The 26,465-nt window shown below is 63.9% G+C and carries 25 protein-coding genes and 2 tRNA genes; 12 read left to right on the forward strand and 15 right to left on the reverse strand.

Going from position 1 to position 26,465, the window contains the following annotated elements; all coding sequences use genetic code 11:
• Nucleotides 1-183: 183 nt before the first annotated feature.
• Complete coding sequence (locus tag GGD40_RS17935) at nt 184-402, reverse strand: RNA-binding S4 domain-containing protein (RefSeq protein WP_035547440.1); 219 nt, start codon at nt 400-402, stop codon at nt 184-186.
• Between the two features lie 327 nt (nt 403-729).
• Between GGD40_RS17935 and GGD40_RS17940 the strand changes: the two genes are divergently transcribed.
• The 3 genes from GGD40_RS17940 to GGD40_RS17950 all read left to right on the forward strand — a co-directional run bounded on the left by GGD40_RS17940 (nt 730) and on the right by GGD40_RS17950 (nt 3,923).
• Nucleotides 730-1,167, forward strand: coding sequence for a hypothetical protein (locus GGD40_RS17940; RefSeq protein ID WP_179744425.1), 438 nt, complete (start codon nt 730-732; stop codon nt 1,165-1,167).
• A 196-nt stretch (nt 1,168-1,363) separates the two neighbouring features.
• A complete protein-coding gene (locus GGD40_RS17945) occupies nt 1,364-1,639 on the forward strand; it encodes a hypothetical protein (protein ID WP_179703495.1) in 276 nt (91 codons plus the stop codon).
• 64 nt (nt 1,640-1,703) lie between these two features.
• On the forward strand, nt 1,704-3,923 hold the full coding sequence (locus GGD40_RS17950; protein WP_373565294.1) for an ATP-dependent helicase: 2,220 nt from the start codon (nt 1,704-1,706) through the stop codon (nt 3,921-3,923).
• Nucleotides 3,924-3,995: 72 nt separating this feature from the next.
• Here the strand turns inward: GGD40_RS17950 and GGD40_RS17955 are convergent, their stop codons facing one another.
• From GGD40_RS17955 to fdxA, 8 genes are all read right to left on the reverse strand, one after another.
• A complete protein-coding gene (locus tag GGD40_RS17955) occupies nt 3,996-4,763 on the reverse strand; it encodes a DUF4088 family protein (protein WP_105507890.1) in 768 nt (255 codons plus the stop codon).
• 391 nt (nt 4,764-5,154) lie between these two features.
• Nucleotides 5,155-5,478 carry an AzlD domain-containing protein gene (locus tag GGD40_RS17960; RefSeq protein ID WP_179703497.1) on the reverse strand — a complete coding sequence of 108 codons (324 nt, stop codon included), beginning with the start codon at nt 5,476-5,478 and terminating at the stop codon, nt 5,155-5,157.
• Nucleotides 5,475-6,236, reverse strand: coding sequence for an AzlC family ABC transporter permease (locus GGD40_RS17965; protein WP_179703498.1), 762 nt, complete (start codon nt 6,234-6,236; stop codon nt 5,475-5,477). Before GGD40_RS17965 ends, GGD40_RS17960 begins: the two co-directional genes overlap by 4 nt.
• A 126-nt stretch (nt 6,237-6,362) precedes the next feature.
• On the reverse strand, nt 6,363-7,193 hold the full coding sequence (locus tag GGD40_RS17970; RefSeq protein WP_179703499.1) for a helix-turn-helix transcriptional regulator: 831 nt from the start codon (nt 7,191-7,193) through the stop codon (nt 6,363-6,365).
• Nucleotides 7,194-7,279: 86 nt separating this feature from the next.
• A complete protein-coding gene (locus tag GGD40_RS17975; RefSeq protein WP_179703500.1) occupies nt 7,280-7,756 on the reverse strand; it encodes a CreA family protein in 477 nt (158 codons plus the stop codon).
• 295 nt (nt 7,757-8,051) lie between these two features.
• Nucleotides 8,052-8,127, reverse strand: a tRNA-Asn gene (locus GGD40_RS17980).
• A gap of 62 nt (nt 8,128-8,189) precedes the next feature.
• Nucleotides 8,190-8,265: transfer RNA gene (locus tag GGD40_RS17985), tRNA-Asn, on the reverse strand.
• 127 nt (nt 8,266-8,392) lie between these two features.
• Nucleotides 8,393-8,716, reverse strand: coding sequence for a ferredoxin FdxA (fdxA, locus tag GGD40_RS17990; RefSeq protein WP_035547417.1), 324 nt, complete (start codon nt 8,714-8,716; stop codon nt 8,393-8,395).
• A gap of 267 nt (nt 8,717-8,983) precedes the next feature.
• On the opposite strand from fdxA, the gene pncB reads away from it, so the two are divergent.
• The 5 genes from pncB to GGD40_RS18015 all read left to right on the forward strand — a co-directional run bounded on the left by pncB (nt 8,984) and on the right by GGD40_RS18015 (nt 15,026).
• The gene (gene pncB, locus GGD40_RS17995) at nt 8,984-10,180 is read left to right on the forward strand and encodes a nicotinate phosphoribosyltransferase (protein WP_179744427.1); all 1,197 of its coding nucleotides are present in this window, start codon (nt 8,984-8,986) and stop codon (nt 10,178-10,180) included.
• A 161-nt stretch (nt 10,181-10,341) separates the two neighbouring features.
• The gene (locus GGD40_RS18000) at nt 10,342-11,004 is read left to right on the forward strand and encodes a LutC/YkgG family protein (protein WP_179744428.1); all 663 of its coding nucleotides are present in this window, start codon (nt 10,342-10,344) and stop codon (nt 11,002-11,004) included.
• Between the two features lie 62 nt (nt 11,005-11,066).
• Nucleotides 11,067-12,500: a sodium:proton antiporter gene (locus tag GGD40_RS18005; RefSeq protein ID WP_179703503.1), complete on the forward strand. Its 1,434-nt coding sequence runs from the start codon at nt 11,067-11,069 to the stop codon at nt 12,498-12,500.
• 82 nt (nt 12,501-12,582) lie between these two features.
• Nucleotides 12,583-13,572 carry a 2-hydroxyacid dehydrogenase gene (locus GGD40_RS18010; RefSeq protein WP_179703504.1) on the forward strand — a complete coding sequence of 330 codons (990 nt, stop codon included), beginning with the start codon at nt 12,583-12,585 and terminating at the stop codon, nt 13,570-13,572.
• Nucleotides 13,569-15,026 (forward strand): DNA recombination protein RmuC, encoded by a 1,458-nt coding sequence (locus tag GGD40_RS18015; RefSeq protein WP_179744429.1) that lies wholly within the window; start codon nt 13,569-13,571, stop codon nt 15,024-15,026. Before GGD40_RS18010 ends, GGD40_RS18015 begins: the two co-directional genes overlap by 4 nt.
• A 24-nt stretch (nt 15,027-15,050) precedes the next feature.
• Here the strand turns inward: GGD40_RS18015 and GGD40_RS18020 are convergent, their stop codons facing one another.
• The 6 genes from GGD40_RS18020 to GGD40_RS18045 form a co-directional block, all read right to left on the reverse strand.
• On the reverse strand, nt 15,051-15,539 hold the full coding sequence (locus GGD40_RS18020) for a GNAT family N-acetyltransferase (protein WP_179744430.1): 489 nt from the start codon (nt 15,537-15,539) through the stop codon (nt 15,051-15,053).
• Complete coding sequence (locus GGD40_RS18025; RefSeq protein WP_035547397.1) at nt 15,539-15,814, reverse strand: hypothetical protein; 276 nt, start codon at nt 15,812-15,814, stop codon at nt 15,539-15,541. The genes GGD40_RS18020 and GGD40_RS18025 overlap by 1 nt, the downstream gene beginning before the upstream one ends.
• 79 nt (nt 15,815-15,893) lie before the next feature.
• Nucleotides 15,894-17,195: a molybdopterin molybdotransferase MoeA gene (gene moeA / locus GGD40_RS18030; protein WP_179703507.1), complete on the reverse strand. Its 1,302-nt coding sequence runs from the start codon at nt 17,193-17,195 to the stop codon at nt 15,894-15,896.
• 83 nt (nt 17,196-17,278) lie between these two features.
• Entirely contained in the window at nt 17,279-17,893 is a 615-nt protein-coding gene (gene mobA, locus GGD40_RS18035; RefSeq protein ID WP_179744431.1) for a molybdenum cofactor guanylyltransferase MobA, read from the reverse strand.
• Nucleotides 17,894-17,912: 19 nt separating this feature from the next.
• A complete protein-coding gene (gene moaA, locus GGD40_RS18040) occupies nt 17,913-19,022 on the reverse strand; it encodes a GTP 3',8-cyclase MoaA (RefSeq protein ID WP_179744432.1) in 1,110 nt (369 codons plus the stop codon).
• Nucleotides 19,023-19,245: 223 nt separating this feature from the next.
• Complete coding sequence (locus GGD40_RS18045; RefSeq protein ID WP_179744433.1) at nt 19,246-22,581, reverse strand: Rne/Rng family ribonuclease; 3,336 nt, start codon at nt 22,579-22,581, stop codon at nt 19,246-19,248.
• Nucleotides 22,582-23,310: 729 nt separating this feature from the next.
• Between GGD40_RS18045 and GGD40_RS18050 the strand changes: the two genes are divergently transcribed.
• The 4 genes from GGD40_RS18050 to GGD40_RS18065 are packed head-to-tail and all read left to right on the forward strand — an operon-like array spanning nt 23,311 to nt 26,427.
• The gene (locus GGD40_RS18050) at nt 23,311-24,336 is read left to right on the forward strand and encodes an RluA family pseudouridine synthase (RefSeq protein WP_179744434.1); all 1,026 of its coding nucleotides are present in this window, start codon (nt 23,311-23,313) and stop codon (nt 24,334-24,336) included.
• Entirely contained in the window at nt 24,329-24,988 is a 660-nt protein-coding gene (locus tag GGD40_RS18055; RefSeq protein ID WP_179744435.1) for an HAD-IIIA family hydrolase, read from the forward strand. Before GGD40_RS18050 ends, GGD40_RS18055 begins: the two co-directional genes overlap by 8 nt.
• Nucleotides 24,985-25,392, forward strand: coding sequence for a Rieske (2Fe-2S) protein (locus tag GGD40_RS18060; protein WP_179744436.1), 408 nt, complete (start codon nt 24,985-24,987; stop codon nt 25,390-25,392). Before GGD40_RS18055 ends, GGD40_RS18060 begins: the two co-directional genes overlap by 4 nt.
• A 30-nt stretch (nt 25,393-25,422) precedes the next feature.
• Complete coding sequence (locus tag GGD40_RS18065; protein ID WP_179744437.1) at nt 25,423-26,427, forward strand: S49 family peptidase; 1,005 nt, start codon at nt 25,423-25,425, stop codon at nt 26,425-26,427.
• The last annotated feature ends 38 nt before the right edge of the window (nt 26,428-26,465 follow it).

Genomic DNA, 26,465 nt, shown 5'->3' on the forward strand with positions numbered 1-26,465 from the left:
GAGCGGGGCGGGCGGTGACCAAACGGCGAGGAGCGGCGGCTCGGCTAGCCAGCCGTTTGTTGTCTGTCGAATCTGACAGCTTATTGCTTAGGCGCGGCGCTGTCGATCAAAGAAGCACGATTTTGGTGCGTACGGCCCTCCGAATTTCCGGACCGCAGACCGTGGACGGCAAGGAGGGCGTTGTCAGGCTTCGTGGACCGCGATGCGCGTGTCGCCGAACAGCACCACCTGGCCCGCGCGGATTTTGCAGGTTTTACGCGTTTCGACCCGTCCGTCGACGGTGACCGCGCCGTCGCCGACCATCATTTTGGCTTGCCCGCCGCTCTCCGCGAGGCCCGTTATCTTCAGGAGATTGTGCAATTCGACGTAGTCGCCGGTGAGCGTGAAATCGAGGTTGGGCATGGCGTTTGCGCCTTCAGGCAAAGGGTTCGCATCATAAGCCACAAACTTGCCCTGGATGAAGCTCGAGCTGTACCGCAGGCGGTGTGTAGGCTTTTGCAAGCAGATGTTATGTAATTGTCGGAAAGTGAAACGTTCCGTAACAGCATTCGCGGATTACGAATTTCACTCGTAAAGTGGCTCTCAGTAGGGAAGCTTGCTGGATTTGTCCCGCAACGAGAAGACCGGCCGAAGCATAGGTTTTTGCGCGAAAGATCCGTCACGACGGATCGGCACGGTGCGAAGCCAGATAAGACGTCCGGTCACAACAACTTTAGAGAGGATTTAGCCATGACCCAGATTCGTACACTTCTGATCGGTACCGCCCTGACCGCTTTCGCCGCGACTGCCGCTGTCGCGCAGACCGCGCAGCCGGCCGCAGGTGCGGACGGCCAGGCTCAGATGCAGATGCAAGCAGCGCCCGCCGCCGCCGGCGTGCAGCCGGTGACGCCGGCGCCGACCCGTCTGACCGCGCCGGGTTCGACCGATCCGCTGGTGCAGAAGCGCGACGCCAATGCCAAGGCGAACGCTGAATACCGTGCGTCGAAGAAGGCTTCGAAGACGGAGTTGAAGGATCAGCAGAAGGCCGCCAAGTCGCAATACAAGGAACAGGTGCGCGACGCCAAGATCAACCAGAAGGCGGATAAGCAAACCGCCAACAACGAAATGAAGATGAACATGCAAGGCCAGACGGGCGATCAGTCCGATGGCAGCGATGTGAAGCACTAAGTCAGCGCTAAATCGCCAGGTCGCTAAGTCAGTCTGGCCCGGTGATGAAGCGGCCGGGGCGGCGGCGTTTTCCGCCGTCGCGCCCGGCCGCTTTGGTTTTGAACCACCGGGCTTCGGCCAGGCAGACTCTGCCGCGGGGCATCGTAGCCAGATTGACGGCCACGATGGCTCGAATCCCGTTGTAAGGAGGTATCGAATGAGCATTGCCCAGTCCACCAGAAAACAGATCTACGCCGCGTTGATCGCGGGGTGCCTTTCGTCGTCCATGGCGTCCGTGGCGTTCGCGCAGGCGAGCGATCCGGCCGCCGCGCCCGTGACGCATGCCGACAAGAAGGCCGCAAAGGAACAATCGAAGGCGGACAAGAAGGCGTCCGTCGCGCAAGCCAAGGCGGACAAGAAGAAAACCGACGCGCAGGCCGACGCCGATAAGGCGAATGCCGACGCTAATGTGAAGGACGCGAAGAAGCAGTAGCAGGCGCGCTTTGGCGTTGAAGGACGGCGACCCGAAATAAGGGTCGCTTGTCTGTGATGGTTGTATGGATATACAGTATGCGTCGCCATCCTTCATTCACTTCAGCGCCCGAATCCACGTGCTCTCCGTCGCCGACTCTCCGCCGCCGTCTGATATGTCCGCTGCGTCCGGTTTATCCGACGCAGCGGATACCGCCGCCTGGCTGGCCAAGCTCAACGACGCGCAGCGCGAAGCCGTCGAATATGGCGCCGACACGCCTGATGCGCCGCCGGGCGCATTACTCGTCATCGCGGGCGCGGGCTCCGGCAAGACCAACACGCTCGCGCATCGGGTTGCCAACCTCGTCGTAAAAGGCGCCGATCCGCGCCGCATTCTGCTGCTGACCTTTTCACGCCGAGCGGCGCTTGAAATGACGCGCCGGGTGACGCGCATTGCCGGCGCGGCGCTTGGCGCGCGCGCCGCGCTCGCGCAAGGGCTGACGTGGTCGGGCACGTTCCATAGCGTCGGCGCGCGGCTGCTGCGCGAATACGCGGATCTGATCGGCCTCGCGCCGGCCTTCACGATCAACGACCGCGAGGATTCCGCCGACCTGATGAACCTGGTGCGTCACGAACTCGGTTTATCCGCGAAAGAGCGGCGTTTCCCGGCCAAAGGCACCTGTTTCGCCATTTATTCGCGCGTGGTGAACACCGGCGCGTCGTTGGCCCATGTGCTCGATAGCGCGTTTCCGTGGTGCGGCGAATGGGAGGACGATCTGCGCCGGCTGTTCGCTGCTTACGTCGACGCGAAACAGAAGCAGAGCGTGCTCGATTACGACGATCTGTTGCTCTACTGGTCGCATATGGCCGCCGAGCCGGCCATCGCGGCGGACCTGTCGGCGCGCTTCGATCACGTGCTGGTCGACGAGTATCAGGACACCAACCGTCTGCAGGCGTCGATCCTGCTCGCCCTGAAGCCGGACGGCCGCGGCCTGACCGTGGTCGGCGACGACGCCCAGTCGATCTATTCGTTTCGCGGCGCGACCGTGCGCAATATTCTCGATTTTCCGGCGCAATTCGATCCGCCGGCGCGCCAGGTCACGCTCGAACGCAATTACCGGTCGACCGCGCCGATTCTCGCGGCGTCGAACGCGGTGATCGAGCTGGCCAGCGAGCGCTACACGAAAAATCTGTGGACCGACAAGGCGTCGGCGCAACGCCCGCGCCTCGTCACGGTCGCCGACGAAGCCGATCAGGCGCGCTACATCGTCGAACAGGTCCTCGAAGCGCGCGAGCAGGGCATGAAGCTCAAGTCGCAGGCGGTGCTGTTTCGCGCGGCTCACCACAGCGCCGCGCTGGAGATCGAACTGACCCGGCGCAAGATTCCGTTCGTGAAGTTCGGCGGGCTGAAATTTCTGGATTCGGTCCACGTCAAGGACGTACTCGCCGTGCTGCGCTGGGCGGAGAATCCGCGCGACCGCGTCGCCGGGTTCCGCGTCGTGCAGTTGCTGCCGGGCGTCGGGCCGGCCACCGCCGCGAAAGTGCTCGATGAGATCGCCGCGCGCGCGGGCGCCGGCAATCTCGCCGACACCGCCGGCGGCGCGCTGGCCGCGTTCACCGCGCCGGCTCGCGCGCAGGAAGACTGGCATCCGTTCGTCAAGCTGATGTCGAGCGCGTACGGCCGCCAGACACCTTGGCCGTCCGAATTCGAAATGGTGCGGCGCTGGTACGAGCCGCATCTGGAGCGCAACCACGAGGACGCGGCGATCCGTCACGCGGATGTATTGCAGATGGAGAGCATCGCGGGCACGTATCCGTCGCGCGAACGCTTTCTGACCGAGCTGACGCTCGACCCGCCCGACGCCACCAGCGGCGAATCCGGCGTCCCGCTGCTCGACGAGGACTATCTGATCCTGTCCACGATTCATTCGGCGAAGGGCCAGGAATGGCGCAACGTGTTCGTGCTGAACGGCGTCGACGGCTGCATTCCGTCTGACCTCGGCACTGGCAGCGAAGAGGAAATCGACGAGGAGCGACGCCTGCTCTACGTGGCGATGACGCGAGCGAAAGAGGACCTGCATATCGTCGTGCCGCAGCGCTTCTACGTGCACAACCAGACGCATATGGGCGACCGCCACGTGTGGGCGTCGCGCACGCGCTTCATTCCCGCGCATCTGATGCCGCTGTTCGACGCCTACGCGTGGCCGCGCGTGGCGATCCCGAGCGCGCCCACGGCGGCGGGGCTTGCCGCCGCGGCGCGGGCGAAGATCGAGATTGGGGCGAAGCTGAGGAAAATGTGGGATTGAGGGCGCTGAGGTGCGCTCTTTGGCTTGGTGGCTTGAGCCGTCAGCTCATCGGCCTTAAACCGCCACCCGCCCTTAGCGCGACTGCCGTTGCTGCTGTTGCGGCGCCGGACGCGGCGGCACGAAGAAATTACGCAACCAGGCCGCCAGCCGCGAAAACACGTCGTACGGCTCTTCGACGAAAATCTCCGGCTTGAGCAGGCGCAAATATTCCATGATCTGCTGCGCTTCCTGCTTCTGGAACGAGCCGTGCGAAATGCCCAGCCGCAGCAGCCCGCGCAGTTCGCCGAGCTTCTCGCGCGCCGTGCTGCCCACGCCGGTTTCGCATCCCACCTTCGCTTCGTACACGCGCTGGCGCAGCGATTCCACCAGTCGCCAGGCCGGCGTCTGCATCACTTCCTCGAGCGCCTGAATGTCCTGCGCGGCGCTCTTGATCTGCGCTGCGAGCGGATCGATCAGCGCGGCGTCGCCTTCGGCTTCCTTGACGATCGCCGCCGCCCAGTCGCGGCACTGCTTGGCGAGCTCTTCCGGCGTCCATTCCGAACGCGCCGCGAAGCCGAAGCCGAATTCGCCCGCCTGCCGCATCAGAATTGCGACGACATCCGGAAACTCCTTGTCCAGCGTGCGTTTGGCCCAGGCGTACTGGCCGCCTTGCAGCATCCGCTGCACCGCGTGTTCGGTCAGCGGCACCATGTTGTCGAGCAACTTGGCGCGCAAGAAATCCTCGAAAGACGGCGTCGCGAACTGCGGATCGAGCTTCAGCGAAACCCGCAGAAAAGCGTCGAAATCCTTGCGCAGCGTCGCAATGGTCTCGTCTTTGAGCGTGAGGGTGATTTGACCCATGTGTTATCCCGTTTGGTCCTGCCGCGCGGCTTCGACGCGTCATCCGGCCGCGTATGGACCTGGTGAGACGCGACCCGTGATGCCGGCGCGATTGCTTCCTGCCTGTTGCCGCGTCACCAGCGGGACGTCATATCCCGATGTGCGGACCTCGACTTCATATCGGCGGATTCAGGGAAAACTTAAGGGCATGCGGCCTTTGGGAGCCGGCATTAGAAGGAAGCATCGCCCACCGGTTCGTGCCTGACGTTTGCCGTGCCTGGTTGCCGCACCTGGTTTGCCGCGCTTCTCCAGCCGCCGCCCCTTCGGGGCCAAAGCCGTCACGGCGGCGGGCAAGGGATCGTCCGGCAGGGGGGGGCGCCGTCGCCGATGCGGGCTCGACGGCGGCTGCCGGCTATTTAAGCACGACCAATTGCCAGACAAAAAAGACCGCTAGCCCGACCGCGATGGTCAGGAGCGGGCGTCGTGTCAGCGCGCTCACCAATACGGCCGCGAGTGCGCCGACCAGTTGCGGATTGCGCCAGCTCAGTTCGGCCTGGGTGCCGTGCGGCGAAACCGCCATCGGCACGATGATCGCGGTCAGCACCGTCACCGGTACGAAGCCGAGGGCGGTCCGCACGAGCGGCGGAAACACCAGCCGGTCGCCGAGCACGAAGACGGCGGCGCGGATCACCCACGTGATGAGCGCCATGCCGAGGATCAGGACGACGTAGTTCATCGCGATGCCTCCGGGGTGCCGCGCGTGCCGCGCAGGTTGGGACGCGCCGTCGACAGCAGCACGCCGACCGCAACGCCCGCGAACACGGCGCCGAGCAGGCCGAGCTTGTACGGCCACGCCTGCCAGAAGAAGGCCAGCGTGCCCGCCGTAACGGCGGCGGCGATGTAGCGCAGCGCGACGAGCTGCGGCACGACGATCGCGATGAAGGTGGCGACCATCGCGAAATCGAGCCCGAGCGATTGCAGGCCGGGGAACGCCGCGCCGAATAGCAGGCCGGCGGCGGTCCAGAGCTGCCAGTTCAGGTACATCGCGAGACCCGCGCCGAAGAAGTAGTGCGGACCGACGGTGCCGGGTTCCTTATGCCGGTAGTGCTCCCACGCGACCGCGAAGACTTCGTCCGTGAGCAGCGCGCCGAGCGCCCAGCGCCAGCGTGTCGACAGATGCGCGACGTGCGGCGCGAGCGTCGCGCTATACAGCACGTGACGCAGATTGACGACCAGCGTGGTCGCCCAGATCACCGCGAAACTCGCGTGACCGGCGATCAGGCCGAGCGCGATGAACTGCGCGGAGCCGGCGAACACGACGAGCGACATCAACTGGCCGTGCCACAGATGCAGCGGGCCGGATGCGACGAGCGTGCCGAAAATGACGCCGAAGGGCGCGGCACCGACCATCATCGGAATGATGTCGCGCGCACCGGCGGTGAATGCTTTGAAGTGGCCTGTGCGGGTGGGCTGGGCCGGGGTGGAATGGGTCAATCTTGCCTCCTTGGTGCGGGAAGCATAGCGGGAGGCGGGTGGGTGGGGCTTGTACGTTCTTGCGGCGGTGGCTGTGGCGGTGAGACGGTTAGCTCGACCGGTGCGCCGCTGCCGTCGCCCTTACGCTCAAACGCCTTGCCAGCGTCCGGGCGGCACGCCGAACATGCGCCGGAAGTGTCGCGTGAAATGGCTCTGATCGGTGAAACCGCTGGCCGCGGCGACATCCGTGACCGACACGCCCGCGCGCAACGGCGCGAGCGCGCGCTGCAAGCGCACCTGATTGCGCCATGCATGTGGCGGCAGGCCGGTGGTCTGCGTAAATAGGCGCGCCGCGTGAAACGGTGAAAGCCCCGCCGCGCGCGCCACGTCGGCGAGCGCGACAGGCTCGACGAGGTCTCCTGTCAGACGCTCTTTCATGAGCGCGACGCGGGTGTCGTCGATAGCGAGGCGTGCGGGGCTCCCTTGCGTTTGCGAGTAGCGGACCAGCAGCATGGACACGGCGTCGAGCATGGCGGCTTCGGCGGCGAGTGGGTCGCCGCCTGCTTCGAGCAAACGATGCGCTCGCGCGAGCCGTCTCGCCAGATCGGGATCGCGGATCACGCCCGGCTCGAACCACGGTAGCGCCTGCAGTTTGCCGGTCACTTCGTTGGCGAGGTCGTGAATGAAATCCACCGGCGCATAGATCACGCGATAGCGCCAGCCGGCCTCGATCGCCTTCGAGCCGGTATGCAGTTCACCGGGATTAATGATCGGCACGGTGCCGGCTTCGGCCACATGGTAGGCGCCGCGATACCGATAGCCCTCTGCGCCCGCGACGATCACCGGGATCGTGTACGCGTCGTGCCAATGCGGCGCGAACTCGTGGTCGTGATATTCGGCGGTGACCAGATCCGCGCCGGGCAAAAGCGGCGTGCGCCAGTAGCGGGCGGAATTCTGGAAGCGATGGGCGGCGGTCATGATGAAGTTTCGGCGGGACCGCTCAGTGTAGCGCGACGTGAACGCTGCCGCTCCATCTGACAGCGCGTTTGCCGTAGGACGTCGGGCTACTTGAGCGGGATCGTGGTGCCGGCCGGCATCGGCACGGCGCTTACGCTGTTTTTCGCGCTGCCGCTGACCACCCGGTCGCTGTACGTGAGATACACCAGTGAATTGCGCTTCGCGTCGACCACCCGCACCACGTGCAGCGCTTTGAAGATCAGCGACATGCTCACCGAGAACACGTCGGCCTGTTGCTTGACCGGTCCGGTGAAATGGATCGCACCGACCTGACGGCAGGCGATGGACGCCTCGGTCGGATCTTCGGCGATACCGAGCGTGCCTTTGACGCCGCCGGTTCGCGCTCGCGATACATAGCAGGTCACGCCCTGGACGATCGGATCGTCGTACGCCTCGACCACGACGCGATCGGAACCGGTGATGCGGAAGTTGGTGTTGACGCTGCCGACTTCTTCGCTGTGCGCCGAAGGCAGCAGCAGGGCGGCGGCAGTTGCAAGTGCGATGCGCAACAAGGTGGGTTTCATGGGTTGCCGGAAGTGAGCACGTGAGTTGAGCGCGACAAAGCGTATGAGTCAGGTGCGCGCGCGAGGAAGTCGCCATCGTATAACGGCGCGCCCGTGAAAGGGCTGGTGCAAATGGGCTGGTATGCGGGAGGTTGGGGCGGTTGGCGTACGAGGATCGATGCGTGGCTCGCTGACCGTGGGCCGCTTGATTCGACCTTGAATGGGGACGTGCGAATCCATCTTTGCAAAGTCACTCGCGCAAAACCCGCGTCGGAAAACAAAAAGGCCCGCACGAATGCGGGCCTTTCAAATTTTTTGGCTCCTCGACCTGGGCTCGAACCAGGGACCTACGGATTAACAGTCCGGCGCTCTACCAACTGAGCTATCGAGGAACAGCAGTACAACTTGATCTACATAAAAAAGCCCGTATTGGTTAACGGGCTTTTGAAATTCTTGGCTCCTCGACCTGGGCTCGAACCAGGGACCTACGGATTAACAGTCCGGCGCTCTACCAACTGAGCTATCGAGGAACAGAACAACAAACAGCAGAGAAGCGAAATTGTAGAAGCAGCTTAAGCGGCTGTCAATACCCTGCGCGGCTCGTTTTCATTTGAATCGACCAATGAGATGCCGAGCCGAGGGCACAGGCCGCCACGCTCAGCGAGCGAGCAACTCGAGCTTTTCCTTGATGTCTTTGAACTCGTCGGCTTCCGGCAGCGGAGCCTTGGTCTTGGTGATGCTCGGCCAGTTTTTCGCCAGGTCGGCGTTCAGTTCGATGAAGTTCTGCTGGTCGCCCGGCACGTCTTCTTCGGCATAAATAGCATTCACCGGGCACTCGGCCACACACACGGCGCAGTCGATGCATTCGTCGGGGTCGATCGCGAGGAAGTTGGGACCTTCGCGAAAGCAGTCCACGGGACACACATCGACGCAGTCGGTATAGCGGCACTTAATGCAGCTTTCGGTCACAACGTGAGTCATTCAGGCAGCTCCTGCATGCAGAATCAGGGAAGGCGAATACGCCAAAAGCGCTATTGTAACGTAACGTCAAGAGGCGGTTGCAGCATCGGGCTACGGCTTTTATACGTTTTCGTGATTAGTTTATGGCGGGTTGAACAGCCGTCCGCCGGCACGCGGAATTCGCGCGCATTCGGGTAACATGCGTCAGGTCGGCGGCCACGGGGCACGCCGTATGCGCATAGGTTGAGTCAGGCCTTCCGTTTTTCCCGCGGTCCAGTTCGCACCATCATGATTATTACTTCGCTGCTCGACACCGATCTGTACAAGTTCACGATGATGCAAGTGGTGTTGCATCACTTTCCCGCGGCGAACGTGGAATATCGCTTCCGCTGCCGTACGCCGAATGTCGATCTCGTGCCGTATATCGCCGAGATTCGCGACGAAGTGCGCAAGCTTTGCGATCTGCGCTTTACCGACGACGAACTCGACTACCTGCGGCGTATGCGCTTCATCAAGGGCGACTTCATCGAGTTTCTAGCGCTGTTTCATCTGAACGAGAAATACATTTCGATCCTGCCGTCGCCGAAGGGCAATGGCGAAATCGACATCGAGATCAAAGGGCCGTGGCTGCATACGATCCTGTTCGAAATTCCGATGCTCGCGATCGTCAACGAAGTCTATTTCCGCAACACGCAGCAGAAGCCCGACTACAGCGAAGGGCGCGGCCGTCTCGTCGAGAAGATCCAGTTGCTGGGCGCGCGCCCGGAATTCGCCGACTGCAAGATCGCCGACTACGGCACCCGCCGCCGCTTCTCGAAGCAATGGCACGAGGAAGTGATCCTCACGCTCAAAGACGGCCTGGGCGAGCAGTTCGCCGGCACCAGCAACGTCTTCTACGCGATGAAGCACAACCTTACGCCGCTCGGCACGATGGCGCACGAATACCTGCAGGCTTGCCAGGCGCTGGGTCCGCGGTTGCGTGACTCGCAGATCTTCGGCTTCGAAATGTGGGCCAAGGAATATCGCGGCGACCTGGGTATCGCGCTCTCCGACGTGTACGGTATGCAGGCTTTCCTGCGCGACTTCGACATGTATTTCTGCAAGCTGTTCGACGGCGCGCGCCACGATTCCGGCGATCCGTTCGACTGGGGCGAGCGCCTGCTCAAGCATTACGAGGAGAATCGCTGCGACCCGCGCACCAAGATCCTCGTGTTCTCCGACGCCCTCGATATTCCCAAGGTGCTGCAGTTGTACGAACGATTCCGCGGCCGCTGCAAACTGGCCTTCGGCGTGGGCACCAACCTGACCAACGACCTCGGCTACAACCCGCTGCAGATCGTCATCAAGATGGTCCGCTGCAACGGTCAGCCGGTGGCCAAGCTGTCGGATTCGCCGGGCAAGAACATGTGCGAAGACAAGGCCTATCTCGCGTATTTGCGTCAGGTGTTCGGCATCGCGCAGCCTGAGGAAGAAGTTTCGAAGTAAGCCGCTTCGTCTTCTGCCGTCCGCTGCCGGTCTTGCGTTGCCGATACTTTGCCCGTGCGTCCGGCGGCCCGCAATAGGCCGTTCGGCCAGGGTGTTCGCGCGCAGGGTGGCCGGTATAATCCTCGTCACATTGCACGGCTGTCGACACGAGGATTTCGCATATGGACACATCGATTGCCCGCCGCAACATCCTGGCGCGCATCCGCGCAGCGCAAGGGCGTGAGCCCGAGCCGTCCGCTGCCGAACGCGAGGCCGCCGCTGATTATGTGGCGCGTCATCCGCCGGGTCCGCGGCCGGAAATGCCGACCGATCTGAGCGCGCGCTTCATCGAAGAAGCCCAGAAAATGGCGACCACGGTGGAGACGGTTCAGGCAATGAGCGAGGTGCCGGCCGCCGCGCATCGCTATCTCACGCAGCATGCTTTGCCGTTGCAGGCCATTGCCTGGCAAACGCTGCAGGACCTGCAGTGGGCCGAAGCCGGTCTCAGCGTCGAATTCCGCAAGCCGCGAGACGGCGACGCGGTGGGTCTCACCGGCTGCTTCTGCGCAACGGCCGAAACCGGCACGCTGGTTTTGCTGTCCGGTCCGCAGACGTATGCGTCGGCCGGTCTGCTGCCGGAAACGCACATCGCGATCGTGCCGGCTTCGCGCATCGTCTCGGGTCATGAAGAGGCTTTCGGCCTGATTCGCAGTGAGCGCGGCGAATTGCCGCGCGCGGTCAATTTCGTCTCCGGACCATCGCGCACCGGCGATATCGAACAGACCATCGTGCTCGGCGCGCATGGGCCTTACCGGGTGCATGTGATCGTCGTGCAAGGCGCCTGAGCGGCGCGCGCATCGGTGTCTTTGGCCATCGCGGCCACCGTAATAACAAGGACTTCAAGAATATGAAAGGGCACGCCGGTTGGGCGAGCATGGCGCTCGCCATTGTTGCATCGACGTTGGCGGGTTGGTCTCAACCGGCCGCTGCCGCGACGCTGGACGGCGCGACCTTGTCCGCGCTGTGGGGCTTGCCGTTCGCCGGCGTACTGCTGTCCATCGCGGTGTTCCCGCTGGTGGCGCCGGCGTTCTGGCATCACCATTTCGGCAAGATCGCGGCAGCGTGGGCACTGCTGTTCCTCGTGCCGTTCGCGCTCACGTTCGGTGCGGGCGTTGCGTTCGGCTCGCTCGTGCATGCGCTGCTCGAGGAATACATTCCCTTCATCGTGCTGCTCACGGCGCTCTATACCGTGGCGGGCGGCATCTGCGTGCGCGGTAATCTGCACGGCACGCCGCGCCTGAATACCGGGATCCTCGCGCTCGGCACCTTGCTGGCGAGCATCATGGGCACGACCGGCGCGGCCATGTTGTTGATCCGTCCGTTGCTGCGCGCCAACGACAACCGCAAGCACGTGGTCCACGTGGTCGTGTTCTTCATTTTTCTGGTGGCGAACGCGGGCGGCTCGCTCTCGCCGTTGGGCGATCCACCGCTGTTCCTCGGTTTCCTGCAAGGCGTCGGTTTCTTCTGGACCACCACGCATCTCGCGCTGCCCATGCTGTTCGTCTGCATGGTGCTGCTCGGTGGGTTCTATGCGCTGGACTCGTATTATTTTCATCGGCGGGAGGAGGAGCGCTCGCGCTTTCTCGATCCGACGCCGGACTCGCCGCCGCTCGGTATGGACGGCAAGATCAATTTTCTGCTGCTCGTCGCGGTGATCGGGTTGGTGTTGATGAGCGGGTTGTGGAAGCCGGGCATCGAGTTCGACGTGTTCGGCACGCATGTGGCGTTGCAGAACGCCGTGCGCGATCTCGCGCTGATCGGCGTGACGTTGCTCTCGCTGGTGTTGACGCCGCGCGCGGCGCGCGCCGGCAACGATTTCAACTGGGCGCCGATTGAAGAGGTGGCCAAGCTGTTCGCCGGCATCTTCGTAACGATCGCGCCGGTCATCACGATCCTGCGCGCGGGCGAGGCGGGTGCGTTCGCGGGCATCGTTCATCTGGTCAACGACTCCGCGGGCCAGCCGCACGACGCGATGTACTTCTGGGCCACCGGCCTGCTGTCGTCGTTTCTCGACAATGCGCCGACCTACCTCGTGTTCTTCAATCTGGCCGGCGGCGACGCGCAGACGCTGATGACCACCGGGGCCACCACGCTCGCCGCCATCTCGGCAGGCGCGGTGTTCATGGGGGCGAACACGTATATCGGCAATGCGCCGAACTTCATGGTGAAAGCGATCGCGGAATCGCGCGGCGTGCGTATGCCGAGTTTCTTTGCGTATCTCGGCTGGTCTTGCACGGTGCTGCTGCCGCTTTTTCTCGTGACCGGCTGGCTGTTCTTTTAACGCACGGTTTCGAACCAACCCGACCCGAATCGACCTTTATCGCCGAGACAAACGAACTCGACGCGCTATACGGAGAATGGCAATGCAAAAGATCCTCGTCGCCCGTCCGATTTTTCCCGATGTGATCGAACGGCTTAAACAGTATTTCGACGTCGACTGGAATCAGGGCGAGGTCATGCCCGCCGACGAACTGACGCGTCGGCTGGCGGACAAAGACGGCGCGCTGACCGCGGGCGATCCGGTCGGCGCGGCCGCTCTCGCAGCGGCGCCGCGTTTGCGCGTGGTCTCGAACATGGCCGTGGGTTACAACAACTTCGACATGGCCGCGTTCAATGCGTCGAACGTGCTCGGCACCAATACGCCCGACGTGCTGAACGAGTCGACCGCGGACTTCGGCTGGGCACTGATGATGGCGGCCGCGCGCCGTCTCGCCGAATCGGAGCATTGGCTGCGCGCGGGTCAATGGCAGAAGTGGGCGTACGACGGTTTTCTCGGCAGCGACCTGTATGGCTCGACGCTCGGCGTGCTCGGCATGGGCCGGATCGGCCAGGCGCTGGCGCGTCGCGCGAAGGGTTTCAACATGCAGGTGATTTATCACAACCGCTCGCGTGTCGCGCCGGAGATCGAAGCCGAACTGAACGCCGAGTACGTGTCGAAGCAGGAACTGTTGCTGCGTGCCGATCATGTCGTGCTGGTCTTGCCGTACACCAAGGAAAACCACCACACAATCGGCGCCGCTGAACTCGCCCAGATGAAACCGAGTGCGACGCTGACCAATATCGCGCGCGGCGGCATTGTCGACGATGCCGCGCTGGTCGAGGCGCTGCGCTCGAAGCAGATTGCCGCCGCCGGTCTGGATGTGTTCGAAGGCGAGCCGAAGCTGAATCCCGATCTGCTCACCGTACCGAATATCGTGCTGACGCCGCACATTGCCAGCGCGACCGAAGCCACGCGCCGTGCCATGGCGAACCTTGCCGCGGATAACCTGATCGCCGCTTTGGGCGAAGGACCGCGCGCCGGCCGTCCGCCGAATCCGATCAACCCCGAGGTTATCGGCAAGGCGCGTTCATGACCCTGATTCTGGTGGCGGCCGTCGCCGTGCTGGCGGTCGCCTTGGTCATCGCGTTGGCCGTGTTGCTGCGCGGCTCCGGCCGTGCGGAGGACAGCGAGCAGTTCGAGCTGCTCAACGAACGCATCGACGCGGCGGCCGACGCGCAAGCGCATGCGTATGAGCGCCTCGAGCGGCAATTGCGCAATGACATCACCGAGACGGCGCGCGTGTCGCGCACTGAACAGAGCAGCGGTTTCGCGCATTTTCAGCAGACGCTCGCGGCGCAGTTCAGCAGCATGACCACGGTGCAGGGCGGCAAGATCGACGGTTTCGCGCAGCAGCTCGACGCCGTGCGTCACAGCTTGCAGCAGCAGGCCCAGCAGGCGCGTGACGAGCAGGGCCGCTCGCTCAAACAGTTCGGCGATACGCTGAGCCTGCAACTGGGCCAACTGACCGAGGCGAACGATCGCCGCTTCGCCGAGGTGCGCGCGACCATCGAACAGCGGCTCAAGGACATCGAGGCGAATAACTCGGCCAGGCTCGAGGAAATGCGCCGCACCGTCGACGAAAAGCTGCACGCCACGCTCGAACAACGCCTCGGCGAATCGTTCAAGCTGGTGTCCGATCGGCTCGAACAGGTGCATCGCGGCTTGGGCGAGATGCAGACGCTGGCGGCCGGTGTCGGCGATTTGAAGAAGGTGCTCACTAACGTCAAGACGCGCGGCACGTGGGGCGAAGTGCAACTGGAAGCGCTGCTCGAACAAGTGCTCACCACCGATCAATACGCGAAGAACGTCGCGACGGTGCCGAAGAGTACCGAGCGCGTCGAATTCGCGATCAAGCTGCCGGGTCGCGCGGAGCAAGGCAGCGCGGCCACGCCCGTGTGGTTGCCGATCGACGCCAAATTCCCGCGCGAAGATTACGAGCGTTTGATCGAAGCGCAGGAGCGCGCCGATCCGGTCGCGGTGGAAGACGCGTCGCGCGCGCTGGAAGCTCGGATTCGCGCCGAGGCTCGCACGATCGCGGAGAAGTACGTGGCGCCGCCGCATACCACCGACTTCGCGCTGCTGTTTCTGCCAACCGAAGGGCTTTACGCGGAAGTTTTGCGTCGGCCGGGTCTGACCGACATGCTGCAACGCGACTATCGCGTGACGATTGCCGGTCCGACTACGCTGACCGCGTTGCTCAATAGTTTGCAGATGGGTTTCCGCACGCTCGCGATCGAGAAGCGCTCGAGCGAGGTGTGGCAGGTGCTGGGCGCGGTGAAAACGGAGTTCGGCAAATTCGGCGACGTGCTGGCCAAGACCAAGGCGCAACTGGAAACCGTCACGCGTTCAATCGAAGCCGCCGAAACGCGCACGCGGGTGATGAACCGCAAGCTGCGCGATGTCGAGGCGTTGCCGGGCGAAACGGCGAGTGGCTTGCTTGGCGATGCGCTATCGGGCGTGGAGCCTGATGAGCAATCGGGCGAATAGGGCAGAAAGCGGGGCGCGCGCCGCTCAGGCGCCCGTGCCAGCAGCCAGCTTTGCTAGCGCGTCGTCCGTCAGACGCACTACGCGCCAATCCGGGAACACGGTTGCGCCCATCTTTTCATAGAAGCTGATGGCCGGCTGATTCCAGTCCAGCACGGTCCACTCGAAGCGTCCGCATTGGCGCTCCACCGCCAATGCCGCGAGGCGCTGCAGTAAGGCACTACCCAGCCCGCTGCCGCGCTGGCTCGGCTGTACGTAAACGTCTTCCAGATACAGCCCGCGCTTGCCGACAAAACTCGAATAATTGTGGAAGAACAGCGCATAGCCGACGATGCGCCCTTCCTGTTCCGCGACCAACGCTTCGATCGACGGCCGCGTGCCGAACAGCGCGTCGCGCAGACCGTCTTCGGTCGCGACGAACACGTGTGTGAGGCTTTCGAACTCCGCCAGTTCGTACGTCAGCGCGAAGATCGCGCTGGTGTCCGCGGGCGTGGCGGTGCGGATCGCTGCCGGCATCAGGCTTCTTCCGGCGCGTCGCTCAACTGGATTTCAATGCCGCCGAAGCGCGACGCCACCCAGTTGTACGCGTGGCATGCGATCCACAGCAGGATGAAACCGAGAATCGCGTTCAGCAGCAGCGCGCTGAATACGGTGCTCAACTCCACCGAGCCGTAACGGAAGAACGCGACCAGCACGCCGAGCAGCACGAGCGGCACCGAGAACGTCAAATACACGAGGATCAGTGCTTTGGCCGTCTGTCCCGGTGCGATGAACGAGATCTGTTTTTTCATGTAAGTCAAACCCGTGAGTCGTAGTGATAATGGGTAAAGCTGCAACTAGCCGCCAGAGAAAGCGCAGGGTGCCGAAGCGTCAGATGAGGCCGTCGAACGGCATGATAGCCACTTGTTGCCCCTCGGCGATCTCGCCTTCTTCGTGGTCGAGCACGATGAAACAATTGGCTTCGCTCATGGAACTCAGCACGCCGGAGCTTTGCGAACCGGTCGGCGTGACGTGCCATTCGCCTTGCTCGCTCTGAACCGCCACGCCGCGCTGGAACTCCGTACGGCCGGCGCGTTTGCGGATGGCCTGGCGGCTCGTGGCGCGAATCACCGGCAGCGGTTGTGGCGTGGCGCCCGACATGAGCAGCAGCGCCTCGCGCACGATCTGATAGAACGTCACCATCACGGCCACCGGGTTGCCCGGCAACCCGAAGAATAGCGCGGGAAGTCCGAGACCCGGGCGCTCGCCCGACCAGACACGGCCAAAAGCGAGCGGCCGACCGGGGCGCATGGCGAGGCTCCAGAACGCGACGTCGCCGAATGTTTGCAGCAATTGCTTGGTGAAATCGGCCTCGCCGACCGACACGCCGCCGGAGGTCAGCACTACGTCGGCACTGGCCGCGGCGCTGCGCAACGCGGCTTCGAGCGCGGCCGGTTCGTCGCGCACTACGCCGAGGTCGAGCGTGTCGACGTTCAGGCGCCGCAGCATGGCAAACAGCGTGTAGCGGTTGCTGTCGTACACCGAGCCCGGGTCGAGCGGCTCGCCGAGCGAACGGAGTTCGTCGCCGGTCGAGAAGAAGGCGACGCGCAAGCGCCGCCGCACATTCACCTCGCCGATACCGAGCGAAGCCAGCAAGCCAAGGTCGGACGCGCGCATGACACGGCCGGCCCGCAAAGCCACGTGGCCGCGAGCGAGGTCTTCGCCGGCGCGACGCCGGTTGGCGCCCGGCGCTACCGCGTGGGCGGCAAAACGGATGGACGTGCATTCGGCATTGCGTTCGACCAGTTCCTGCGGCACCACGGTGTCGCAGTCTGCCGGCATGCAGGCGCCGGTCATCACGCGCACGCATTGCGTCGCCTCGACGCCGCCTTCGTACGGATGCCCGGCCAGCGCCTTGCCGACGATCGTCAACTCGACCGTCGCCGTATCGCCCGCCAACGCCGCGCGCCGGAATGCGTAGCCGTCCATGGCCGAATTGTCGTGCGACGGCACGTTGATCGGCGACACGATGTCGACGGCGAGCACGCGGTCGAGCGCATCGCGCAACGCCACGCGTTCAACTGCCGCCACCGGCGCAGCCCATTGACGAACAATCGCCTGAGCAGCCTTGACGGGCAGCGCGTGAGGATCGTACTGCGCGACGCAGCGGGAAAAGTCGTTAAGCGTGGTCATGAAGGGCTGGGCGTCGCGACCGGCGGCCGGAGTGGAAACGTGCGGCGTGTGCCGTGTGGCCGGAGCGGGATTTCACCGGGGCCTCAAGCGCGCTCGAGGTCGGAGAGTTCTTGTAACGAATTGATATTGTAAAACGCGCGCTCGTCGGTAAAGGTGACTTCCACCGTCTTGTGGCGTGCGTACCACGCGCGGACTTTGCGCTCACCCGCGTCCAGAAAGGCCGCCAGGTCGTCCGCGAGCGTCGTGCGCAGCAGCGCGAAGACCGGGTGCAGCGAGACTTCGCCGTGGGCGTCGGCGGTCGTGGCGGTAGCAACGTCGGCCTGGTTCGCGTCCATTGCGTGCGCGAGGCGGGCGGCGAGATCGGCGGGCAGGCCGGGCGTGTCGCACGGCGCGCTGAGCACGTAGGCGGTGCGCGCCGTGCGCAGACCAGCGAGCAGGCCGGCTAGCGGCCCGGGGAAGCCTGGCAGGGTGTCCGCCACGATCGTGGCGCCGAACGGCGCACCGAGCGCCGCGTAGGTGTCCGGATGACGATTGGCGCTGATCAGTAGGGCGCCGCATTGCGGTGCGAGGCGTTTCAATACGTGCGCGGCGAGCGGTTCGCCGTGCAGTGTTTGCAGGCCTTTGTCGACGCCGCCCATGCGCATGCCGCGGCCGCCCGCGAGCACCAGCCCGGTGAGGTGTTCGCGTGTGGGTTTCATGCTGTCATGCGCCGGCCGTTCAGCCGCCGATGTACGACATTTCGACGCGTCGGCTGTCCAGCACGCGCGTCTCGGCGGCGCTGCTGCCCCGCAGTTGCGAATAGCGGTCGCCGCGGCCCTGCCAGATTTCGGCGACGGCGGTGGCGATGCCCGCGTCGCTCGCGCCGCTGCGCAACAACGCCCGCAAGTCGTGACCGGCCGACGCGAAAAGGCACAGGTACAGCTTGCCTTCAGTCGACAGACGGGCCCGCGTGCAACTGCCGCAAAACGCGCGCGTCACGCTCGAAATCACGCCGATCTCGCCGCTGCCGTCCACATAGCCCCAGCGCTGTGCGGTCTCGGCGGCGCTGTGCGCCTCGAGCGGGGCCAGCGGGAAATGTTCGGCGATGCGGGTGACCACGTCGGCGGACGGCAGCACTTCGGTCATGTTCCAGCCGTTCGAGGTGCCGACATCCATATATTCGATGAAGCGCAGCACGGCGCCCGAGCCTTTGAAATGGCGCGCCATCGGCACGATTTCGGAGTCGTTCGTGCCGCGCTTGACGACCATGTTGACCTTGACCGGTGCCAGCCCCACCGCGTGCGCCGCGGCAATGCCGTCCAGCACGTCGGCGACCGCGAAGTCGGCGTCGTTCATGCGGCGGAACAGGGCGTCGTCGAGCGCGTCGAGACTGACGGTGACGCGCGTCAGGCCGGCGTCTTTCAGGCTGCGCGCCTTGCGCGCCAGCAGGGAACCGTTGGTGGTCAGAGTCAGGTCGAGCGGCCGGCCGGCCGGCGTGGTGAGCTGCGCGAGCCGTTCGATCAGGAATTCCAGATTTTTACGCAGCAGCGGCTCGCCGCCCGTCAGGCGAATTTTCTCCACGCCATGTGCGACGAACAGTCGCGCCAGCCGTTCGATTTCTTCGAAGCTGAGCAAGGCGCTATGCGGCAAGAACGTGTAGTCCTTGTCGAACACCGCGCGGGGCATGCAGTAGACGCAGCGGAAATTGCAACGATCCGTCACCGAGATGCGCAAATCGCGCAGCGGGCGCGCCAGCGTGTCGTGCAGCACGCCGATGGGCGTCTGCACGGGGCCGGCAATGACCGGCGCCGCGCTGAAATCGGCAACAGGGATGATGCGTCGGGACATGAAATGCTTCGGTTAGTGCTTGAAAATAAAGCCAGATATTCATTCTAGCGGAAATGCCCATGTCGGCAGGCGGGGCTGGGGGCCAGTCGGGGTATACGGGGAGCGGCATAACGCTGAACACGCGGCTCGCGGTTTCGTTTTCGTCCCTGAACCGCATCGTCTCTGAGCCGCAAAAAAAAGCCCGCCGGTGAAGGCGGGCTTTTCGAGGAGGAGGCGAGGCAGTTTACTGCGTGTGCTTGCCCGTTTCCACCTGTTGCATCGGCGCGCTGTCGACCGGCGTCAACTGCTTGCGCTCACGCACCACGCGAGCCGGCTTGACGGACTGCGCAGCGGCTTCCTGCGCGGCACGCAGCTTGTCGGCGTCGGTGTTCACCCAGACGAGACCGGCTTGTTCCAGCACCGGCTTCAGGGCTTCGGCCGAGACGCCGCTGTTACGCGGCGCTTGTACGGCCTGAGGCGCTTGAGCGTGCACTTGCGGTGCAGCGGCAACAGGTGCCGGCTCCGTCGGCTCCGACTGCTCGATAACCGCCGGTTCCGCTGCCGGCGCGGCTGCTGCCACGACGGGTTGCGGTTCGACGATTTCGACTTGCGGTGCGGGTTGAACGACGGGTGTTTCGGCCACAACTGCCGGAGCCGCGGGTTCCACCGGAGCCGGAGCGGCTTGTGCCGTTTCGACCGCAGCAGCAACTGCCGGGGCTTCGACATGCGTGTAAACCGGCGCTTCGACCTGCGCGACCGGTTCCACCAGCGAAACCGTCTCGCTGGCAGCCGGAGCGGCTTGCGCTGCTTCGACCGGCACGGCTGCTGCTTGCGCAACCGGCGCTTCCACCATCGGCTCGACCGCAGCCGGTGCTTCCGCAGCCGGCACGACGGCTTCAGTCGTCACCGCTTTCTCGACGGCCAGAGCCGGCGTTTCGGTTGCGGCATGCAGTTCGGTGACCACGGCGGTTTCGGTCGCGACAGCTGCGACGACCACTTCCACCGGCTTCACTTCGTTCGCCTCGTTGACCTCAGCCTTGTGTTCGACCGGCTGATGCGCAGTGCGCACCGGAGCTTCGTCGTTCACATTGGTGCTGTCGCCTTCGGCTTCCGCGACGTCCGCAGCCAAGTTGCCGTTCACGTCTTCTTCACGCTCACGACGTCCACCACGACGGCCACGACGGCGACGACGACGCTCTTCACCTTCACGCGCCACGGCTTCCTGATCGATCGGCATGCCGTTTTCGCCCAAAGCGGCCTGGTTTTGCGCCAGTTCCTCCGCCGTCTGCGTTTCGCTTTGCGTCAGCGCGTCCGCGGTTTCAGCTTGCGGCTTGCGACGTTCGCCGCGCTCCGCACGCTCGCCACGTTCACGGCGCTCGCCGCGCGGTGCGGCTTCGGCGGTTTCAGCGCGCTCGCCACGGTTGTCGCGATCGCGGTTCTCACGCGGTTCGCGACCTTCACGCGGCTCGCGAGCCTCGCGCGGTTCACGGCCTTCGCGGCCTTCACGCGGCTCACGCGATTCACGGGCGCCACGCGGTTCACGGCCTTCACGTGCCTCGCGCGGTTCGCGGCCTTCGCGGGCTTCACGCACCTCGCGGCCTTCACGCGGTTCGCGTTCCTCGCGACGTTGCGACGACGGCTGCTGGCCTTGACCCTGGCCTTGGCCCTGACGTGCGCCATTCGTACCTTCGGCACGGCCCGCTGCATCGCGGCCGCCTGCGCCGCCACGGCGATTGCGGTTGCGATCGCCGCCGCGTTCGCCGGTGCGCTCACCGCGCTCCGTACGTTCGCCGCGTTGCGGACGGGCCTGCTTTTCCGTCGTAGCCGGTGCGACCGGCGCCGGAGCAGCCGACTGCACGCCGAACAGATTCTTCAGCCAGCCGATGAAACCACCGCTCGCCGGCGTAACCGCGACCGGAGCCGGGGTCGCCGTTGCGCGAACCGGTGCGCTCGGCGCCGGCTTTTCAGGCGTGATGCCCTTAACCGCCGCTTCCTGCTTCGGCTTAACTTCTTCGGCGCGCTTGCTGTAGCCGGTTTCCGACTCCATTTCGCGGGCCGCTTCTTCGGCCATCTTCCACGAAGCGCGCGGCTCGTCCAGGCGTGCATCGTCGTGACGCAGACGCTCCAGCTTGTAGTGCGGCGTATCGAGATGCTTGTTCGGGATCAGAACGACATTGACCTTGAAACGCGATTCGATCTTGTTGATTTCGGCGCGCTTCTCGTTCAACAGGAAGGCGGTCACTTCGACCGGCACCTGGCAATGGATCGCCGCGGTGTTTTCCTTCATCGCTTCTTCCTGAATGATCCGCAGCACTTGCAGCGCGGACGATTCGGTATCGCGGATGTGGCCCGTGCCGTTACAGCGCGGGCATGTCACGTGGCTGCCTTCCGACAGCGCCGGACGCAGACGTTGACGCGACAGTTCCATCAGGCCGAAGCGCGAGATCTTGCCCATCTGGACGCGCGCACGGTCGTGCTTGAGCGCGTCTTTCAGGCGTTGCTCGACTTCGCGCTGACTCTTGGCCGATTCCATGTCGATGAAGTCGATCACGATCAGGCCGCCCAGGTCGCGCAGACGCAACTGGCGGGCCACTTCGTCGGCGGCTTCAAGGTTGGTGCGCGCAGCGGTTTCCTCGATGTCGGCGCCCTTGGTGGCGCGTGCCGAGTTGACGTCGATCGCGACCAGTGCTTCGGTGTGATCGATCACGATCGCGCCGCCCGAGGGCAGCGGCACCGTGCGCGAGTACGCCGTTTCGATCTGGTGTTCGATCTGGAAGCGCGAGAAGAGCGGTACGTCGTCGTGATACCGCTTCACCTTGCTGACATTGTCCGGCATCACGATGTCCATGAAGGCGCGGGCCTGGTCATGGATTTCAGTGGTGTCGATCAGAATTTCGCCGATATCTGGCTGGAAATAGTCGCGAATCGCGCGGATCACCAGGCTCGATTCGAGATAAATCAGCATCGGCTGACCGTTCGAACCGCTTTGCGACGCGGCTTCGATCGCGCGCCACAGTTGCATCAGGTAGTTCAGGTCCCATTGCAGCTCTTCGGCGCTGCGGCCAATGCCGGCCGTGCGCGCGATGATGCTCATGCCTTCCGGCAATTGCAGTTGCGCCATGGTTTCGCGCAGTTCCTGACGGTCGTCGCCTTCGATCCGGCGCGATACGCCGCCGCCGCGCGGGTTGTTCGGCATCAGGACCAGATAACGGCCGGCGAGCGAGATGAACGTGGTGAGGGCTGCGCCCTTGTTGCCGCGCTCTTCTTTTTCGACCTGAACGATCAGTTCCTGGCCTTCGCGCAGCGCGTCCTGGATGCGCGCGGAGCGCATGTCGACGCCGTCACGGAAATACTGGCGGGCGACTTCCTTGAACGGCAGAAAACCGTGACGGTCTTCGCCGTAGTTGACGAAGCAGGCTTCGAGCGACGGCTCGATGCGGGTAATGATGCCTTTGTAAATATTGCCTTTGCGCTGTTCGCGCCCGGCGGTTTCGATGTCGATATCGATGAGTTTCTGCCCATCGACGATGGCGACGCGCAGTTCTTCCTGCTGCGTCGCGTTGAACAACATTCGTTTCATTGAACGGCTCCAGAGCGGCTTAGCCACCCCTCCACTGCGCGGTTGTCAGTCGCGAAAGCGAAGCGGGCAAAGGCATGCCGCGCCTTATTGTGTTTTCACAAGCACGCTGGAGCGGGAAAAATGGCGGGAGAATTGCCTGGGAGGGCCCGGCCCCATCAAAAAGGGGCACGGTGCCGCAGGGCACATGCGAACACGGCTTCAAATAACGACCCGACACGCCGCCGGTTCTGCCAGCAGACCTTCATAAGTCTTCGTCCACTCGCGCCGGTGCGCCGGGTGGGCGCGTGACCGGAGGGTCGAAGGCTGCGGTCATGCCGCAGCGGGAAGTTCGCGCAGTCGGCGCGTCTTTTCCTGCTGGGGGTGTCTCGCCTCATTTTGACGTCGCCATGTCTTGTACTTTCTACAAGACGCCTCGGGCGCACGCCGTATTTTCGCAACCTGCAGCTTCGTACAGCAGGGCGTCTACCGCCCGATACCGAAGCTGAAAGTTAAATTCTTTTTTACCAAAATTCCGTTACCGTCGAAGCCGACCTTGACCGAACGCGCCTGTGGGCGCCGTCCCTGCCGGGCACTGACTTCGTGCGTGCAACTTGTTGCATCTCATTTTCAGGGTGAGCAACCAGACCCCGGCGCAAGTAAAATAACGGTTTCAAGCTTGCACCTGCGCAATCCGCCCGAACTCGGACACTGCGCCGGCCGCCGCAGACTGCTGGGCAAATTATATTCAGAATGAAAGAGTTAGGCAAAATATCCCAGAAATCGGTCACAAGCGACCAGGTCTCCATGATCGAGATCGACGACAGCGCGGCCGGACAGCGCATCGACAACTTCCTGTTGCGCGTCTGTAAAGGCGTGCCAAAAAGCCATATATATCGCATCCTGCGCAGCGGGGAAGTGCGTGTGAATAAGGGCCGGATAGACGCGCAGTACCGTCTCGAGCTCGGCGATCTGGTGCGCGTGCCGCCCATTCGCGTCGCTCAACCGAACGAGGCGGCGGCTCACGCGCCGGTGCCGAGCGCCGACTTCAAGATCATTTTCGAAGACGAGCACATGCTCGTGATCGACAAACCGGCCGGCGTGGCGGTCCACGGCGGCAGCGGCGTCGCCTTCGGCGTGATCGAGCAGATGCGTTCGGCGCGGCCGCAGGCGAAATTCCTCGAACTGGTGCATCGGCTGGATCGCGAAACGTCCGGCATTTTGATGCTTGCCAAGAAGCGCACCGCGCTCGTCAACCTGCACGAGCAGATTCGCGAGAACAAGATGGATAAGCGCTACTATGCTTGCGTTCACGGCGAGTGGGCGAGCGATTGGGGCCGTCGCCGCGCGGTCAAGGAGCCGCTGCACAAGTATCTGACCGCGGACGGCGAGCGTCGCGTGCGTGTGCAGGCGGACGGCCTGGCGTCGCATACGGTGTTTAATCTGATCGACCGCTGGCCGGAATACGCGCTGCTCGAGGCGGAACTCAAGACTGGCCGTACGCATCAGATCCGCGTCCACTTGCAGCATCTGGAACTGCCGATCGTCGGCGATGCCAAATACGGCGACTTCGCGCTGAACAAGGCGCTGGCGCGTGCCAACGCGAAGCCGGGCCTCAAGCGCATGTTCCTGCACGCCTACCGGCTGAAGCTCACGCACCCGGCAACCGGCGCGTCGATTCAGTTCGAAGCGCCGTTGCCGGCCGAGTGCCGCAGCTTCGTCGCGCAGCTCAACGAATTACGAAATGGGTCACACCCGGAGACGACACCGCATGGCTAGAGAGCAATTTGATCTGATCGTCTTCGACTGGGACGGCACGCTGATGGATTCGACCGCGCACATCACGCGCAGCATCCAGTCCGCCTGCCGGGATCTCGGCCTACCGGTTCCCGCCGATGAAGCCGCCAGCTACGTGATCGGTCTCGGCCTGCGCGACGCGCTGCAGATCGCCGCGCCCACGCTCGATCCGGCGGATTACCCGCGGCTCGCCGAGCGCTATCGCTTCCACTATCTGGTGAAGGATCAGACCACCGAGTTGTTCGTCGGCGTGCGTGAAATGCTGCAGGAGTTGCGCGATCAGGGTTATCTGCTGGCCGTGGCGACGGGTAAAAGCCGCGTCGGACTGAACCGCGCGCTCGACCAGTCGCGCCTGATCAGCCTGTTCGACGGCACCCGCTGCGCCGACGAGACGTTCTCTAAGCCGCATCCGGCCATGCTGCATGAATTGACGCGCGAACTGGGTCAGGATCCGGCACGCACGGTGATGGTCGGCGATACGACGCACGATCTGCAGATGGCGATCAACGCGGGCGTCGCCGGTATCGGTGTCACCTATGGCGCGCATCCTGCGGCCTCGCTGACTGCGCTGGAGCCGAAGTTCGTCGCGTCGAGCGTGGGCGCGCTGTCCGGCTGGCTGCGAAAGAACGCATGAGTACGGTCGGCACCGAAGCAGACGCGGCGGAGGCAGTGCGCATCTGCGCGTCCGAGGAACTGGTCGACGGCGGCATGGGCGTGCGGCGTGCCGCCAAACTGGGCGGTGGCGACGTCGTGGTGTTTTTCGTTCGCTATGATGGCCGGGCGTACGGCTACCTGAACCGCTGCGCGCATGTGCCGATGGAGCTCGACTGGGCCGAAGGGCAGTTCTTCGAATCGTCGGGTTTATACTTGATGTGCGCTACGCACGGCGCGATTTACGCGCCTGATACCGGCAAATGCATGGGTGGTCCGTGCCGCGGCGGCAGATTGCGCGCCGTTCAGGTGGACGAATACGATACGCCGGAAGGCCGTGCCGTGTTCTGGCTGCCCGACGGCGAACTGCGTCCGGCCGCACCCTGACTTTCCTCTTCGACCTTTCCACTGCACCGCATGTCCGACAATTTGACTCCTGAGCCGAAGGAACCGTCCCTGACAGGCAGCCCCCGATCGCCTGCCGATGAACCCGGCTGGGAACGCGCGGCGCTCGAACGCATCGCGCTGGCGGCGATCAACGAACAACGCGCGGCGCGCCGCTGGAAAATCTTTTTCCGGTTCGTGTTTCTGATCGTGCTGCTGCTGGTGATCTGGGGCGCGATCGATTTCTCCGGCGACAAGGTTGCGACCACTGGGCGTCACACGGCGGTGGTGGCGCTTGACGGCGAAATCTCGGCCGATACCAACGCGAATGCGGAAGATATCAACACGGCGCTGGAAAGTGCGTTCGACGACGCCGGCACGGCGGGCGTGATCCTGCGCTGCAATAGCCCGGGTGGCAGCCCGGTGCAGGCGGGCATTATCTACAACGAGATTCGTCGGTTGCGCGCTAAATATCCGTCGATTCCGCTGTACGTGGTGGTCGGCGACATGTGTGCGTCGGGTGGTTATTACGCTGCCGCGGCCGCCGACAAGATTTACGTCGACAAGGCAAGCATTGTCGGTTCGATCGGCGTGTTGATGGATAGCTTTGGTTTCACCGGTCTGATGGACAAGCTGGGGGTTCAGCGGCGCCTGCACACATCGGGTGAGAACAAGGGTTTTTTCGATCCGTTCTCACCGGAAACGCCGAAGATGGACGAACATGCGCAAGACATGCTCGATCAGATTCACGCGCAATTCATCGACGCGGTGCGCCAGGGGCGCGGCAAGCGCCTGCATGAAACGCCGGATATGTTCTCGGGGCTGTTCTGGACCGGGCAAAAAAGCGTGGAGCTAGGTCTGGCGGATGGTTTCGGCGACGCCGATTACGTCGCCCGCGATCTCTTCAAGGCGCCGGATATCGTCGACTACACGGTGAAAGAGAGCATTACGGACCGGGTTGCGCGCAAGTTCGGCGCGGCGGTGGGCAGCGGTGCGGTGCATGCCATGGCGCTTGGCGGGAAGATGAGCCTGCGCTGATCGGCCGTGTGTAGCGCGTAACGATGCAATGTGAAAAG

It is taken from the genome of Paraburkholderia bryophila (assembly GCF_013409255.1).
Classification (GTDB): Bacteria; Pseudomonadota; Gammaproteobacteria; order Burkholderiales; family Burkholderiaceae; genus Paraburkholderia.